General features: G+C 46.2%; 14 protein-coding genes. 4 read left to right on the top strand and 10 right to left on the bottom strand.

Features of this window, described 5'->3' with window-relative positions; all coding sequences use genetic code 11:
- Positions 1 to 91 precede the first annotated feature (91 nt).
- Entirely contained in the window at positions 92 to 1459 is a 1368-nt protein-coding gene (locus tag D908_RS03020; protein ID WP_000743140.1) for a DegQ family serine endoprotease, read from the top strand.
- 193 nt (positions 1460 to 1652) lie between these two features.
- On the top strand, positions 1653 to 2714 hold the full coding sequence (gene degS / locus D908_RS03025) for an outer membrane-stress sensor serine endopeptidase DegS (RefSeq protein WP_000911608.1): 1062 nt from the start codon (positions 1653 to 1655) through the stop codon (positions 2712 to 2714).
- A gap of 114 nt (positions 2715 to 2828) precedes the next feature.
- Here the strand turns inward: degS and rplS are convergent, their stop codons facing one another.
- The 5 genes from rplS to ffh all read right to left on the bottom strand — a co-directional run bounded on the left by rplS (position 2829) and on the right by ffh (position 6449).
- Positions 2829 to 3182, bottom strand: a complete 354-nt coding sequence (gene rplS / locus D908_RS03030) for a 50S ribosomal protein L19 (RefSeq protein ID WP_000065250.1) — start codon at positions 3180 to 3182, stop codon at positions 2829 to 2831.
- A 41-nt stretch (positions 3183 to 3223) separates the two neighbouring features.
- Positions 3224 to 3967 (bottom strand): tRNA (guanosine(37)-N1)-methyltransferase TrmD, encoded by a 744-nt coding sequence (trmD, locus tag D908_RS03035; protein WP_005526837.1) that lies wholly within the window; start codon positions 3965 to 3967, stop codon positions 3224 to 3226.
- Between the two features lie 27 nt (positions 3968 to 3994).
- Positions 3995 to 4549, bottom strand: coding sequence for a ribosome maturation factor RimM (rimM, locus tag D908_RS03040; protein ID WP_000061902.1), 555 nt, complete (start codon positions 4547 to 4549; stop codon positions 3995 to 3997).
- A gap of 27 nt (positions 4550 to 4576) precedes the next feature.
- Positions 4577 to 4825: a 30S ribosomal protein S16 gene (gene rpsP / locus D908_RS03045; RefSeq protein ID WP_000256449.1), complete on the bottom strand. Its 249-nt coding sequence runs from the start codon at positions 4823 to 4825 to the stop codon at positions 4577 to 4579.
- A gap of 238 nt (positions 4826 to 5063) precedes the next feature.
- Positions 5064 to 6449, bottom strand: coding sequence for a signal recognition particle protein (ffh, locus tag D908_RS03050; RefSeq protein WP_000462723.1), 1386 nt, complete (start codon positions 6447 to 6449; stop codon positions 5064 to 5066).
- Positions 6450 to 6661: 212 nt separating this feature from the next.
- On the opposite strand from ffh, the gene D908_RS03055 reads away from it, so the two are divergent.
- Both D908_RS03055 and D908_RS03060 read left to right on the top strand, forming a co-directional pair.
- Entirely contained in the window at positions 6662 to 7456 is a 795-nt protein-coding gene (locus D908_RS03055; RefSeq protein ID WP_005526832.1) for a cytochrome C assembly family protein, read from the top strand.
- An 82-nt stretch (positions 7457 to 7538) separates the two neighbouring features.
- Positions 7539 to 8813, top strand: coding sequence for an HlyC/CorC family transporter (locus D908_RS03060; protein WP_000340995.1), 1275 nt, complete (start codon positions 7539 to 7541; stop codon positions 8811 to 8813).
- A gap of 100 nt (positions 8814 to 8913) precedes the next feature.
- On the opposite strand, the gene luxS is transcribed toward D908_RS03060, so the two are convergent.
- The 5 genes from luxS to D908_RS03085 all read right to left on the bottom strand — a co-directional run bounded on the left by luxS (position 8914) and on the right by D908_RS03085 (position 15442).
- Positions 8914 to 9432 (bottom strand): S-ribosylhomocysteine lyase, encoded by a 519-nt coding sequence (gene luxS / locus D908_RS03065; RefSeq protein ID WP_001130224.1) that lies wholly within the window; start codon positions 9430 to 9432, stop codon positions 8914 to 8916.
- 53 nt (positions 9433 to 9485) lie between these two features.
- Entirely contained in the window at positions 9486 to 11060 is a 1575-nt protein-coding gene (gene gshA / locus D908_RS03070; RefSeq protein ID WP_005526829.1) for a glutamate--cysteine ligase, read from the bottom strand.
- A 111-nt stretch (positions 11061 to 11171) separates the two neighbouring features.
- Positions 11172 to 14027: a M16 family metallopeptidase gene (locus tag D908_RS03075; RefSeq protein ID WP_005526828.1), complete on the bottom strand. Its 2856-nt coding sequence runs from the start codon at positions 14025 to 14027 to the stop codon at positions 11172 to 11174.
- A gap of 9 nt (positions 14028 to 14036) precedes the next feature.
- Positions 14037 to 14498 (bottom strand): YqaA family protein, encoded by a 462-nt coding sequence (locus D908_RS03080; protein WP_005526826.1) that lies wholly within the window; start codon positions 14496 to 14498, stop codon positions 14037 to 14039.
- A complete protein-coding gene (locus tag D908_RS03085; protein WP_005526824.1) occupies positions 14492 to 15442 on the bottom strand; it encodes an NADP-dependent oxidoreductase in 951 nt (316 codons plus the stop codon). Before D908_RS03085 ends, D908_RS03080 begins: the two co-directional genes overlap by 7 nt.
- Positions 15443 to 15471 lie beyond the last annotated feature (29 nt).

Here is a 15471-nt window from a genome sequence, read left to right as displayed (position 1 = left end):
TGAGTCATAACTCGCAGACTGTCAGTTGAAGTTTTTTTAAATGGACATATGTTCTACTTCAACCAGACGTTAATTTGTTGAGGAGTTTATGATGAAAAAACCTTTGCTTGTTTTAACTGCTCTGTCACTAAGTTTGAGCTCTATTCTCGCGCCTTTACCTGCAACCGCAGCCATCCCACTCTCCGTGAATGGAGAACAAGTTCCAAGCCTTGCACCTATGCTCGAAAAAGTAACCCCATCGGTTGTGAGCATTGCTGTTGAAGGTACACAGGTTTCAAGGCAACGCCTTCCAGACCAGTTTCGTTTTTTCTTCGGCCCTGATTTTCCAACCGAACAAATCCAAGAGCGCCCTTTCAGAGGACTTGGATCTGGGGTGATTATTAATGCAGATAAAGGTTATGTTGTTACTAACTACCATGTGATTAATGGTGCAGAAAAAATTCGCGTCAAGCTGCACGATGGGAGAGAGATTGATGCCGAGCTCGTCGGTGGGGATGAGATGTCTGATGTGGCGTTGTTAAAACTCAACAAAGCAAAAAACCTCACAGAAATTAAAATTGCTGATTCTGACACTTTGCGTGTCGGTGACTTTGCGGTTGCAATCGGTAACCCATTTGGTTTGGGGCAAACCGTCACTTCCGGGATCGTCTCCGCATTGGGGCGCAGTGGACTTAACATCGAAAACTTCGAAAACTTCATTCAAACCGACGCTGCAATCAATAGCGGCAACTCAGGTGGCGCATTAGTCAATCTGAATGGCGAATTAATTGGTATCAACACTGCGATTCTAGGCCCTAATGGCGGCAACGTCGGGATTGGTTTTGCAATCCCCTCCAATATGATGAAAAACCTTGCTGACCAGATTCTGGAATTTGGCGAAGTAAAACGCGGAATGCTTGGAGTCCAAGGAGGAGAGATCACTTCTGAGCTTGCCGATGCTCTGGGTTACGAATCTTCCAAAGGGGCTTTTGTCAGCCAAGTGGTTCCAGATAGTGCTGCGGATAAAGCAGGCATCAAAGCGGGTGATATCATCACCTCACTCAATGGAAAAAAAGTGGATACGTTTGCTGAGCTGCGTGCAAAAGTCGCCACACTCGGAGCGGGCAAAACTATCACGCTTGGCGTGCTTCGTGATGGGCAAAACAAGAATTTTGATGTCACTCTTGGCGAACAGCAAAATGCAAAAACCAAAGCCGAATCCCTACATCAAGGTCTTAGTGGTGCAGAGTTGAGCAACACGACTGACAGTGATCGTATTCAAGGGGTTAAGGTAACAGAGGTACAAAAAGGCTCGGCTGCTGAATCTTACCAACTGCAGAAAGACGACATCATCATTGGTGTTAACCGCAAACGCGTGAAAAACCTTGCTGAACTTCGCGCGATTATGGAAAAAACACCTAATATTTTGGCATTAAACATCCAACGCGGTGATCGCACGATTTATCTTGTCGTTCGTTAATCACTTATCCAGTGTTGCTGCCTATTTGGCAGCAACACTCATTCCATCAGTCACAATCAAACCGCGTAAATTCAACTAATCTCTCAAAAAGTTATAAATAACACCTGAGATGCCACTTTGGCTAAATACCGTTCCGGTGTTATTCTCTCCCACTCGAAGTGAGGAATTAATTCAATATTGAGTTGGGGAAAGTATGCTGAAATTTTGGGTTCGCTCAATCAGCCTCGGGCTGTTAGCCGCGGTTGTTATCATTCTGCTGACTCCCTCACTACGCGCAAAATTACTTCCAGTTGCCGATTCTCAACCCAATAATATCGGTGCATTGCAGATATCATTTAATGAAGCGGTGCGTAGAGCTGCACCTGCGGTTGTTAATATTTACAACCGTAAATACAGCGAGAATGATCGTCGGAAACTGTCTGTTCAAGGCTTAGGCTCAGGCGTTATTGTCAGTGAAAAAGGGTATATCATCACTAACTACCACGTGGTTGCCCAAGCCGATCAAATTGTAGTTGCTCTGCAAGATGGGCGGGCAGCGGCGGCTCAATTAGTGGGGAAAGATCGACGTACTGATATTGCAATATTAAGAGTAGAAGGCACCGGCTTACCCATCATTCCACTCAATCCTGATTACCACCCTAAGGTCGGCGATGTGGTATTGGCCATCGGCAATCCATATAACTTAGGACAAACCACCACTTTCGGCATTATTTCGGCGACAGGTCGCTCATCGATCAGTGCAGACGGTCGTCAAGCCTTCATTCAAACCGATGCGGCGATCAATGACGGTAATTCTGGTGGTGCCTTGGTTAACACTCAAGGTGAACTCGTCGGTATCAATACCGCTTCTTTCCAGCAAGCCACCGATCTCGAAACCTATGGTATTTCATTTGCTATTCCGTATTCACTCGCCAGTAAAATTATGGCCAAAATCATCGCAGATGGACGCGTGATTCGCGGCTATATCGGTGTTGATGGCCAAGATATTAATTCTATGACCTCACGCCTACTGGGTAACGAGCATGTTGGAGGGATCATTGTTTTAGGTGTTGACCCAAATGGTCCCGCGGCACGAGCGGGCTTCCTAGAACAAGATATTTTGCTGAAAATTGATGGCAAGAAAGTGAATGGCCGCCAAAATGTGACCGATACCGTCACTGACCTACGCCCCGGCACCGTGGTCGATTTCACCTTACTGCGTAAAGGCGAAGAGATTGTTCTACCAGTAACCATCGGGGAAGATAGTCGCGAGTAACTGTGTAGCATTTGCTATAACGCGGTTTATAGCGATGAAAGAATACAAAAAATGGACACAAAAAAGCGGAGCCCTTGGGCTCCGCTTTTTACTACGAGAACGAGAGTTCTAGCATTACTTCTTAGCCAGCTTCTCTTTGATACGAGCAGCTTTACCAGATAGGTCACGCAGGTAGTACAGTTTGGCACGACGTACTGCACCGCGACGCTTAACTTCGATGCTATCAACTACTGGAGAGTGAGTTTGGAACGTACGCTCAACACCTTCGCCGTTAGAGATTTTACGAACGGTGAATGCTGAGTGCAGACCACGGTTACGGATTGCGATTACGATGCCTTCGAAAGCCTGTAGACGCTCACGGTCACCTTCTTTTACCTTAACTTGAACCACAACAGTGTCGCCTGGTGCAAATTGAGGCAGGTCTTGTTTCATTTGCTCTTGTTCTAGAGCCTTGATGATGTTACTCATTGTCTAAATTCCTAGAATAAACTGATACTAAATTTAATAGGTTACTGATGGTGAGTCTCTTTAATGTACTCGGTCAGTAATTGTTCCTGTTCGTCAGTCAGAGCTAGGTTTTCCAGGAGCTCCGGTCTTCTAAGCCAGGTACGGCCAAGCGACTGCTTGAGTCGCCAACGACGAATGTCCTCATGATTGCCGGATTTCAGTACCGTTGGTACCTCTTTTCCATCCAATACTTCAGGACGCGTGTAGTGCGGACAATCCAACAAACCATTTGCAAAAGAGTCTTCTTCTGCTGACGCGAAATCCCCTAATACTCCCGGAATAAACCGCGAGACAGAATCAATCAGCGTCATGGCTGGGAGTTCCCCACCCGTCATTACGAAATCTCCAATTGACCATTCTTCGTCAACCTCAGATTCAATAATGCGCTCATCTACCCCTTCATAGCGGCCACAAATCAGAATCAGATTCTGGTTTTGGGCTAGCTCTTCCACACCTTGTTGGTCGAGTTTTCGACCTTGCGGAGAGAGGTAAATCACTTTCGTCTTTCCCGGTGACGCTTGTTTCGCAGCATGGATGGCATCGCGCAAAGGTTGCACCATCATCAACATGCCGGGACCGCCACCGTAGGGTTTATCATCAACAGTGCGACGTTTGTCATGAGCGAAATCACGTGGATTCCATGCTTCAACTGACAACAACCCTTTTTTAACCGCCTGACCTGTTACTCCAAAATCGGTAACGCTGCGGAACATTTCAGGAAATAGGCTAACTATGCCAACCCACATGTTTCCTCGCTTATTCGATTTTAAGAGTTAAAACGCAGGATCCCAGTCAACTTCGATCCGTTGAGCTTGGCGATCAACAACTTTGATCACTTGCTCTTCAAGAAACGGAATTAACCGTTCCTTTTGGCCGAAAGCATCTTTCAGATTCGCTTTCACCACGAGAACATCGTTGGAGCCAGTTTCCATCATGTCGGTTACAACGCCAAGGTCGTAGCCGCTAGTGGTCACCACTTGCATACCAAACAATTCACGCCAGTAGAATTCATCTTCTGACAATTCTGGTAGTGATTCGGGGTCAATGGCAATTTCAAAGTTAGTCAGCAGGTGTGCATCTTCACGAACGTCAAGCCCTTGAAGTTTCACTACCCAACCTTTGTTGTGGCGTTTCCAGCCTTCTACTTTGTATTCCACCCACTCACCCTTTTGTTCAATGAACCAAGGGCTGTAATCAAAAATACTTTCTGGATTGTCTGTGTAGGAAAAAACTTTAAGCCAGCCACGAATGCCGTAAGAAGAACCTAATTTTCCCACAACCAATTTTTCGTTTTGCTTGCTCATCGTTTCTTTACCTTTCATCGACATAAACTAGTTACTACTTAACAGTAATAATTAAGCCGCTTTTTGAGCGGTTTTAACTAGCTGTGCTACGCGATCAGACAGAGATGCGCCTTGTGAAACCCAATGGTTCACGCGATCTAGGTCCAGACGCAGGCCTTCTTCTTGACCAGTAGCTGTAGGGTTAAAGAAACCTACTTTCTCGATGAAACGGCCAGTTGCTGAGTTGCGGCTGTCAGCTACAACGATTTGATAGAATGGACGCTTTTTCGCGCCGTGACGTGCCAAACGAATGGTTACCATGTCGTCCTCTTTGCTTTTCAAAAATAAAATTAACCCCGAAAACTACCTTGCAAAAATTATTTCGCAAAAACAGTTTGGGGTCTCGTGCCAAAATAAAGCCCCGGAATTTTACTCTTATTCCGAGGCTTTGCAAGGGGTTTAGCTACTTTTTCACCAGCAAAAAGCGCTAGAAATTACCGTGATTCAGCTAACAGATTGAAAAGTTAACTTATCATTAAGATGTTCAAGTGTTCGCCCGTTAGCGGCCAAAGAAACCACCGCCAAAACCACCACGGCCACCGCCACCCATTAGGCCTTGCATATTACGCATCATACCTTTCATGCCACCCTGTTGCATTTTCTTCATCATCTTCTGCATTTGGGTAAATTGTTTCAGCAGGCGGTTTACATCCTGCACTTGGGTGCCGGAACCTGCGGCAATACGCTTTTTACGAGAGCCTTTAATGAGATCAGGGTTTTGACGCTCTTTCATGGTCATAGAGTTGATGATGGCTTCCATTTGTTTGAAGACACGATCATCGACTTTATCTTTCATATCAGCTGGTAGCTGAGACATACCGGGCAGTTTGTCGAGCATACCCATCATGCCACCCATGTTTTTCATCTGACCTAACTGCTCACGAAAATCTTCTAAATCAAAGCCTTTCTTCTCTTTGAATTTTTTCGCCAGTTTCTCTGCTTTCTCTTGATCGACGTTACGCTGTAAATCTTCGATCAGCGACAGTACATCACCCATTCCGAGAATACGTGAAGCAATACGATCAGGATGGAACGGTTCTAAAGCATCGGTTTTCTCACCAACACCAAGAAATTTGATCGGTTTGCCAGTGATATGACGAACGGACAGTGCCGCACCACCACGCGCATCACCATCCACTTTCGTCAGAATGACACCCGTTAGTGGCAGTGCATCACCAAACGCTTTCGCCGTATTGGCTGCATCTTGGCCAGTCATTGCATCAACAACAAACAGGGTTTCGACCGGAGTGATCGCTTTATGCAGCGCCTGAATTTCGGCCATCATCTGTTCATCGATCGCCAAACGACCTGCAGTATCGACAATCAGTACGTCGTAGAATTTCTTCTTGGCGTGATCAATCGCTGCATTAGCGATATCAATAGGCTTTTGGTCAGGTGTTGATGGAAAGAAATCGACGCCTAAATCATTAGCCAACGTTTCCAACTGCTTGATCGCCGCCGGACGGTAAACGTCCGCAGAAACCACCAGCACTTTTTTCTTATCACGCTCTTTTAAGAGCTTAGAGAGTTTACCAACCGAAGTGGTTTTACCCGCACCTTGCAAACCTGCCATCAAAATAACAGCGGGTGGCTGCGCAGCCAGATTCAGCGCTTCGTTGGATTCGCCCATCACGGCTTCTAGTTGCTGACGGACAATTTTAATGAACTCTTGCCCCGGAGTCAGAGATTTAGAAACTTCAACACCAACGGCACCTTCTTTAACGCGATTCACAAAATCACGTACTACAGGCAGGGCAACATCCGCCTCTAACAGCGCCATGCGCACTTCGCGCAGGGTATCTTTAATGTTGTCTTCAGTAAGACGACCTTTGCCGCTGATATTCTTCAGCGTTTTGGACAATCGATCGGTTAAATTCTCAAACATCTTTTTTCTCTTCGCTAAGCGGCGATAAATTGGCGTGAGTATACCTTAGACAAACGGACAGGCATACCCGTTGCTCATTGCTGGCATTCACGAAAGTCGAAATGAAACGCTTTTTGTATTCCTAGCTCTCAAAAACGGAGTCGATCCAAAGTAGCCCATTAATCGAGAGCAAGGTATAATTCGCCCACTTAACCCTTATCTATGTGGCAGGTATGGACAACTTAATCGCGATTGCCGCGGCGATGTTATATCTCTTGTCGATTGCGACTATCGTACCCGGGCTTGTCAATCAAACCGGGATCCGAGCAAAAACTGTGTTTATCAGTGCTGCGATAGCGCTGCTTTTTCATGGTTGGCTACTGAGTGATTTGATTCTGCACAGTGGCGGACAGAATCTGAGCATCCTTAATGTGGCTTCTCTGATCAGTTTCATCATCTCTTTCGTGATGAGCTTGTCCATGTTCAAAACTCGGTTATGGTTCCTGTTACCTGTTGCCTACAGCTTTTCCGCGATCAACCTTTCTGCGGCCACTTTTCTACCGGGCACCTTCATTACCCACTTAGAGAATGACCCTAAGCTGCTCTTGCATATTTCTTTAGCACTATTCTCTTACTCTACCTTGAGCATCGGTGCCTTGTATGCGCTTCAATTGGCTTGGCTCGACTATAAGCTAAAGAGCAAAAAAGTCTTTTCAATCAATCCTAACTTGCCACCACTTTTGATGGTTGAACGTCAGCTATTCAAGATTATTTTGATTGGAAACTTACTGCTCACAGGCACATTAGTCAGCGGTTTTGTCTTTGTTCAAGATATGTTTGCCCAAGGCAAAGCACACAAAGCTATCCTCTCCTTTGTGGCTTGGATCGTGTATTCCATTTTACTTTGGGGTCACTACCATAAAGGTTGGCGTGGCAAAAAAGTGACTTGGTTTGCTGTCGCCGGTGCCACTTTACTTACCTTGGCTTACTTCGGTAGCCGCTTTGTTCGAGAAATCATTCTGCGTTGAGCCAGATTCACAGAGCCGTCATTTGACACTGTGGATCAGTTCGGCCTTTAATTAGAAAACTGTCATAAGGAAAATTCGCGTTTTGGACGACATATCAACGGGTATCTTATTTGCGCTACTCGCGTGTCTCATTGTTATTTCTGCCTATTTCTCCGGTTCTGAAACCGGCATGATGGCTCTTAACCGTTACCGCTTAAAGCATTTAGCCAACAGTGGCCATAAAGGTGCAAAACGAGTTGAGAAGCTACTGGATCGTCCAGATCGTTTGATTGGCTTAATCCTGATTGGTAACAACCTCGTCAACATCCTTGCTTCCGCTATTGCGACCATTATTGGGATGCGTTTGTATGGTGATCTAGGGGTCGCCATCGCAACAGGTGCGTTAACTCTTGTCATTTTGGTCTTTGCAGAAGTGACACCCAAAACTTTGGCCGCACTTTATCCAGAGCGAGTTTCATACGCGAGCAGCATTCTCCTGACCATTTTAATGAAAGTGCTCTCGCCTTTAGTTTTGTTCGTCAATTTCATCACTAATGGTTTGATCCGCATACTTGGTATTTCACCCAAGCATGGCAAAGGTGACCATTTAAGTTCAGAAGAGTTGCGTACTGTGGTGAATGAGGCTGGCGGCCTTATCCCTCGCCGTCACCAAGATATGCTGCTGTCGATCCTCGATCTTGAGCATGTCACGGTGAACGACATCATGATCCCACGTAATGAGATCACCGGGATCAACATCAACGATGATTGGAAATCTATCACTCGTCAGTTAGCTCACTCACCGCACGGACGTGTGGTGTTGTACCGTGACAAAATCGATGAAGTGGTGGGGATCCTGCGTTTGCGTGAAGCTTCGCGCTTTATGCTTGAGAAGAACGACTTTAATAAAGAAATGCTGCTGCGTGCTGCAGATGAGATCTACTTTATCCCTGAAGGTACTCCACTCAACGTTCAGCTTCTTAAATTCCAACGTAATAAGGAACGAATTGGTTTGATCGTAGATGAGTATGGCGAAATCATCGGTCTAACTACGTTGGAAGATATATTGGAAGAGATTGTCGGTGAATTTACGACTTCCATGTCACCGAGCTTGGCCGACGAAATAACTCCACAAAGTGATGGTAGCTTCTTGATTGAAGGAAGTGCCAATATTCGTGATATCAACAAGAGCCTGAAATGGAAATTGCCCACCGATGGTCCTAGAACACTGAACGGTTTAATCTTGGAGCACCTTGAAGAGATCCCGGCCAGCCACCTGAGCGTGAAAGTAGCACAGCACAAGATGGAGATCTTAGAGCTGGAAGAAAACCGAATTAAGTTGGTGAAGGTTTACCCCAAAAAAGTAAAACTTGTTTGATTTAACTGCCGGCCAATTTTCCGAGAGTGATGAAAAACAAAGGCCCGAACTTCTGTTCGGGCCTTTTAGTTGTTTATCATCGAGATTTGCGAATATGAACTTAGTGAACCTTGAGCTCATTCAGCATTGACTCAGGCAGTGCCAAGTCGTCATTACGGTTAACTGAAATACCTGCCGCAATCACTTTCTGCGCAATCGCTTTGGCTTCTTCCAGAGAATGCATCGCTGCTGTACCGCACTGGTATTCGTTTAGCTCTGGGATCTTATCTTGGCTTTCCACTTTCAACACATCTTGCATTGCCGCTAACCAAGCTTGTGCCACTTGCTGCTCAGTTGGAGCACCGATCAAACTCATATAGAAGCCAGTACGGCAGCCCATAGGAGAAATATCGATGATCTCAACTTGGCTTCCATTAAGGTGAGCACGCATAAAACCCGCGTACAGATGCTCCAGAGTGTGAATACCGCGCTCAGACAAAATATCTTTGTTTGGCAGAGTAAAACGCAAATCAAATACCGTAATGGTATCGCCTTTTGGGGTTTGCATGGTCTTCGCAACACGCACTGCAGGCGCATTCATACGAGTATGATCGACGGTGAAGCTGTCTAATAATGGCATTTCCTTTCTCCCTTTCTGGCTCGTCTTAATACGTGCCACTTGATGACTTAACGTTAAACCGTCGCCTGTAAGTACGCAAAATACTGCGTTAAGTAAGCATCAAAGCTGAGCGTTTCTTGCGCTTCAATCTGTGCTTGAGCTTCTATCGAGCGACGGACTTCCTGTTCCATTTCTTCTTGTGAATAAAATTGGTATTGATGCTGTAAATTGGCGGCTCGATACTCGTTGCCCAGTGCACAACCCGTTTTACCTAAGCCACCGTGCTGTTTAATTTCAGCAAGGATTTGAGCTGATAAGGTCAGTTCAGGATTGTCAATCCAGCTTTCCAGCTTTTCACACACTTCTTGGTATGCCCTGCTGCCTTGTGTTTCATCCATAATTTCAGCAATCATACGCAAGTCCGCAAATACGCGTTTCGCCCATGCTTGCAAAGTCAGCACTTCGCCATGACAACCAATTTGCAGCTCTAAGCCAGGCTTGCGACCTTCCAGCACAACTTTGCGCCAGTTGTCACGCCAACATCCCAGTTCACAGCTATCCATAGGGTCAGAATCCGACAATGCCGTCCAAGCCAAGAACAGATCTAGGAAACGCACCTGATCTTCGGTAATACCGATTGGGCTAAACGGGTTCACATCAAGTGAGCGAACTTCAATATACTCAACCCCAGCACGAGCCAAAGCTTGCGAAGGGCGTTCGCCACTTTGTGTCACGCGTTTCGGACGGATCGGCGCATAAAGTTCGTTTTCAATCTGCAGCACATTGCTGTTGAGCTGACGATATTCACCATCAACTTTCACTCCGAGTTTGGCGAACTCTTTCGATGGTGTACGAATCGCTTCATTCAACCCTTGCAGGTATTGCTCAATGCTGTTGAAACCAATTTGCAGCACACTTTGCGCACTGTTGGTATAACCCAAATCACTTAAACGCAGTGAAGTTGCGTAAGGCAGGTAAAGTGTTTTACCAATCGACTCAAAAGGCAGGTCGGTTTTACGACCCTGCAAGAAGGAAGAACACAGTGCTGGTGAAGCGCCAAATAGATATGGGATCAACCAACCAAAGCGGTAGTAGTTACGAATCACCCCAAAATAAGCAGCAGATTTGCTTACTTGGCGTGCTTGCTGCTCTTGCTCACCATACAGTGCATCCCAAAAGCTATCAGGGAATGAAAAGTTAAAATGCACTCCAGAGATGATCTGCATCAGGCTGCCGTAGCGACGTTTAAGGCCTTCACGATACAAGGTTTTCATTTTCCCAGTATTCGATGAGCCGTATTGCGCCAGCTCTATGCCCTCTTCACTACCCACGTAGCAAGGCATAGATAGTGGCCATAATTTTTCATCACCAAGCTTGGTCTGTGCGAAATGATGAATATCCGACATCTGTGCGATGAGCGTATCCACATCGTGGGAAACTGGGGTAATGAATTCGAGCAAGGACTCCGCAAAATCAGTCGTGATCAAACGGTGGGTTAATGCCGCTCCCAGTTCTTTCGGGTGTGGCGTCTGCGTGAGCGCGCCTTCCGGCGTGTAACGCAGAGATTCGCGCTCCAATCCACGGCTAAAGTTTTGAAATACTTCTGGTTTATCTGCAACTGTTTTTAGTCGCTCGGCAAATTTACTCAAAATACGCTTCGCTTATGTCGGTGGTTATAATCGAATGCCGCCTCTTAAGCTGATAGCCTAAGCAGCATAGCGAGTTTGGGGCGTAAAACGCCCCATTAATAAATGTGTACTCTAGCGGATGATTTCAAGCTCTTCTAGCGCGATGCCTAACTTTTCCAACTGTGGTTTAAGTTGTTTAGCATCACCAACAACAATGATTTGATAATCATCTGGATTGAACCATTTGGCAGCTAATTTGTTAAGTGTTGCGCGATCGACACTTTTCACTATCTCATTACGCTGCTGTAAATAGTCACGATCTAAGCTGTAAGTCAGAATACTTGAAACAAGCTGAGCTTTCTGCGCTGGTGTTTCGTACATCAGCGCATCTTGTTGACCGACTGCGAGACGTAAAAATTTCATCTCTTCATCGGTAATGCCAGCTTGGCTGAAATGACGCATCTCTTTGATCATTTCTTGAATCGCTTCGATGGTCACATCCGCACGCACTGGCGCATTAAAGACAATCGCACCAATTTCACGGTTGCTAGCAAAATAGCTCCCTGCGCCATAGGTGTAGCCTTTCTCCTCACGCAAATTTTGGTTAATCCGACTGTTGAAGTTTCCTGCCAAATTAAAGTTCGCTAGCTGAGTCAAATAAAGCTCACCTGTTGCATCAAATGGAAGTCCTTTTCGCACCATACGCACTATGCTTTGTGGTGCTCCTGGCTTATCCACCAAATAGATTTTTTGTTTCGTTAAATTGGGCACAACTTGAGGGTTTATCAACGGAGCAGCTTCACCTTTCCAATCGGCAATAAACTGCAATTGCTGGCGAATTTCTCGCGCACTGATATCACCCACAACAGCAATTTGCGCTCCGTGCGGCGTGTAATGTTGACGATAGAACTGCTTTACATCTTTGAGAGTTAATGAAGAGACGGAAGCTTGAGTGCCATCACCGGAGCGAGCAAATAAGCTCTCTCCCCACAAAACTTGTCGAGTTGCTTGCGACGCTAACCAACTGGGTTGCTGATGTTGATACACCAAGCCTTGCAACATTTGCTGCTGTAAACGAGAAAAATCTTTTTTACTGAATGCCGGAGTTAAAAGCACCTCTTGCACGACTTTTAGCGTTTCCGGTAAGTTTTTCTTCAAGCTCGATACAACTATGCTGGTCGAATAAGACCCCGCTGCCACTTGAATACTCGAGCCTAACTTATCTAACTGAGCTTGAATTTCTTCTGCACTGCGGCTTTGGCTACCTTCTTGCAACAGGCTAGCGGTTAAATTCGCGAGTCCCTCTTTCCCTACCGTGACTTGGCGTTCACCCGCAGGCAATTCGATTTCAAGCAGTACGGTCGGGGTTTCACTGGTCTGGGTACCCAGCAACTGAGCACCATTATCAAAATAGACATCGTACAGTTTAGGGGAACGAGCCTGAACAGCTTCGGCCACTTGTGGCATTTGTGAACGATCAAAATTATCTTTCACTTCCCGATAGGCCAACTGTTCATCACCAATTTTTTGGTACTCTGGCAACTGGCGTTCAGGCGTGGTGAACGTTGCTGGACGAACGGCAAAATCGGTTTTGCCTTTAGCAACCACACTTAAAGTGACTTTCGGCTGATTATCAAGATAACGCGTAAACACCTGCTGCACCGACTGTGGCGTCACTGCACGGATTTTTTCTAACTGACTTTCAATACGATCGGGGTTATCAAAGAAAGTTTGATTGGCGGCCAATTGAGTAACCTTGCCTTTCACACTTTCTAATGCAAATACTGCATTGGCTTCTTCTGAACCAGTGATTTGTTCTAAGCGTTGTGCTGAAACGCCTTGCTGCTTAAATTTCTCCAGCACTTGCATTGTCTCTTGGTAGAGAGGTGCTAACTTTCCTTCCGAACCAGAGGGTGCCATGGCATAAACATAAAACGTACAGGCAAGCTCCGCGCAATCTTGGAATGCGCCAGCATCGACTGCCTTTTGTGTTTTGACTAACTCTTGGTACAAGAAGCTGTTATTGCCGCTGCCCAATACGCTTGCCAGAGCATCAAGCGCCACTTCATCATCCGAGCCTAAATACTGAGTCGGCCATCCGATCAGCAGCATCGGCTGCTGCACACGATCTTCTAAGGTGATATAGCGATCTTCCGTCAAACGCGCAGGCTGTTTAGGTGCATCGACAACTTCTGGGCCTTTGGGAATCGAACCGAAGTATTTTTGTACCCAAGTTAAAGTCTGCTGAACATCTAGATCACCACCTATGGTTAACACCGCATTGTTCGGGCCATACCAGCGTAAGAAAAAGGCTTTCAGATCATTCACATCTACACGATCTAAATCACTGACATAGCCAATAGTTTGCCAAGAATAAGGATGGCCTTCAGGATAAAGCGCCTCACCCATTTTCTCCCACATCAAACCATAAGGACGATTATCGTAATTCTGAGCTCGCTCATTTTTTACTGTGTCGCGTTGGATCTCAAATTTACGCTGCGATACGGCATCGAGCAAAAAGCCCATCCGATCCGATTCTAGCCATAACATTTTTTCCAATTGGTTGGCTGGAACCGTTTCAAAATAATTGGTGCGATCGCGGTTCGTGGTTCCATTCAATGAACCTCCTGCTTCAGTAATCAAACGGAAATGTTGCTGATCACCGACATGTTTAGATCCTTGAAACATCATGTGCTCAAAGAAATGCGCAAAACCTGATTTACCAATCTCTTCACGAGCGGAACCGACATGATAAGTCACATCGAGATGTACAAGAGGATCTGACTTGTCAGGTGAAAGGATCACTGTCAGGCCATTATCGAGGCGATATTTGGAATAAGGAATCATCACCTTGCCCGGCACTGCAGGCACTTCTTCAACTAAGGTGACGCCTTTCGGCAGAGAAGAAAACAGAGGTAGCGATGAGTCAGAAGCACTGCATCCGACCAATAACCACAGAGAAAATCCATACAACCCGATTTTTCTCATTACATCTCCTTAAAACAAACCGTAATAGAGTGCGGCGAGCAATGTATAGCGCAGCGCCTTACCAACTAAAATCATTAAAAATGCAGGAAACGCCTTCAAACGTAGCCAACCTGCCGCTAAACAGAGCGGATCGCCAATAATGGGCAACCAGCTGCCTAGCAGCGCCCAATAACCATAACGCTGCAACCAGAGTCTGGCTTTATGACCTTGTTTTTGCGTATGAGTTCGATGTGGAAGCCATAAACCTAACCAATAATTGGTCATGCCACCTAAAGTATTACCTGCCGTTGAAACCGTGACTATCCACCAAACGGGGTGCTGAGCAAGGGATAAACTGGCCAGCAATGCCGCTTCAGACCCACCAGGCAGTAAAGTGGCACTGAGAAAGCCACTCCAAAACAACAAAGTGAGTGGCGATTCGGCTAATAGAGAGGTCAGTGGTTGGAAAAAATCATTGAACCACTCTAGCATTTCATATCAAGAAGCAACTTGCCCCGCGTGTGCCCAGATTCAATTTGTTGATGTGCCAATATCACTTCTGTCATCGGGTAGATCTGCTGGATCTCTAATTTCAGCAAACCTACGCTAACCATGTAGAGCATGGTATCGAGCTGCTCTGGATTTGGGTCAACTAACATGCCTGTTGCATCAAATCCCAGTAACTTCGCTTTTTCACAGATCAACTCGGCAGTTAAAGTAGGTACGGTAATGACTCGAGCATTGTCTTTTAGGCATTTGAGTGCGTCTAATGCGGCATCTCCACCAACCAAATCAATCAGCACATCCACCTCTTCCAGACGCTGTGATACGGGAGCAAACTGGTAGTTAATCGCATGAGCGCCTAAGGTCGCAAGATAATCTAAGTTTGCTTCACTACAGGTGGTAAACACTTCCGCTTTGGCAGCAAGCGCGATTTGTACCGCGATATGACCCACACCACCTGCTCCTGCCAATATCAATACTCGCTCACCTTCCTGAACTTGCGCTTTACTTAGTGCTTGTGCCGCGGTTTGTCCCGCCAAGGGTAAAGCTGCGGCAGCTTCTAAAGTCACCGCATCAGGCACTAAACTCAGTTCTTGTTCTGGTACACAAACATATTGACTATAACCACCACCACGCAGTGGAAAACCAATAAACCCGGCTACGTTATCACGCTCTTTGAGGCGAGTAACGCCCTCCCCCAAAGCAACAACTCGTCCGGAGATATCGTAACCCGGCGTCCACGGCAACTTGTCTTTGTTTTGTGCTGCCGCCCAGCCTAAACCGGCTCGGGTTTTCACATCGATAGGGTTCACACCAGCGAAAGCGACTTTCACGACTACCTCACCCGGTTTTGGCGTTGGGATTGGTGAAGTTTGTATAGCCAACACCTCCGGTGTACCAAATTGGGTAATGACGATTTGTTTGTTTTCCATTTCCACTATCCCTATCGCGCGAATAAAAA

Source organism: Vibrio mimicus CAIM 602 (assembly GCF_000338875.1).
GTDB classification, from domain to species: domain Bacteria; phylum Pseudomonadota; class Gammaproteobacteria; order Enterobacterales; family Vibrionaceae; genus Vibrio; species Vibrio mimicus.
This window is presented reverse-complemented; position numbering and strand designations above follow the sequence as displayed.

Excerpts from the sequence above, each read along its gene's own strand:
- rplS (WP_000065250.1), bottom strand. The coding sequence starts at position 3,182 with ATGAGTAACATCATCAAGGCTCTAGAACAAGAGCAAATGAAACAAGAC.
- rimM (WP_000061902.1), bottom strand. The coding sequence starts at position 4,549 with ATGTCGATGAAAGGTAAAGAAACGATGAGCAAGCAAAACGAAAAATTG.
- rpsP (WP_000256449.1), bottom strand. The coding sequence starts at position 4,825 with ATGGTAACCATTCGTTTGGCACGTCACGGCGCGAAAAAGCGTCCATTC.
- D908_RS03055 (WP_005526832.1), top strand. The coding sequence starts at position 6,662 with ATGGACAACTTAATCGCGATTGCCGCGGCGATGTTATATCTCTTGTCG.
- degS (WP_000911608.1), top strand. The coding sequence starts at position 1,653 with ATGCTGAAATTTTGGGTTCGCTCAATCAGCCTCGGGCTGTTAGCCGCG.
- D908_RS03075 (WP_005526828.1), bottom strand. The coding sequence starts at position 14,027 with ATGAGAAAAATCGGGTTGTATGGATTTTCTCTGTGGTTATTGGTCGGA.
- D908_RS03080 (WP_005526826.1), bottom strand. The coding sequence starts at position 14,498 with ATGCTAGAGTGGTTCAATGATTTTTTCCAACCACTGACCTCTCTATTA.
- D908_RS03085 (WP_005526824.1), bottom strand. The coding sequence starts at position 15,442 with ATGGAAAACAAACAAATCGTCATTACCCAATTTGGTACACCGGAGGTG.
- luxS (WP_001130224.1), bottom strand. The coding sequence starts at position 9,432 with ATGCCATTATTAGACAGCTTCACCGTCGATCATACTCGTATGAATGCG.
- D908_RS03020 (WP_000743140.1), top strand. The coding sequence starts at position 92 with ATGAAAAAACCTTTGCTTGTTTTAACTGCTCTGTCACTAAGTTTGAGC.
- ffh (WP_000462723.1), bottom strand. The coding sequence starts at position 6,449 with ATGTTTGAGAATTTAACCGATCGATTGTCCAAAACGCTGAAGAATATC.
- trmD (WP_005526837.1), bottom strand. The coding sequence starts at position 3,967 with ATGTGGGTTGGCATAGTTAGCCTATTTCCTGAAATGTTCCGCAGCGTT.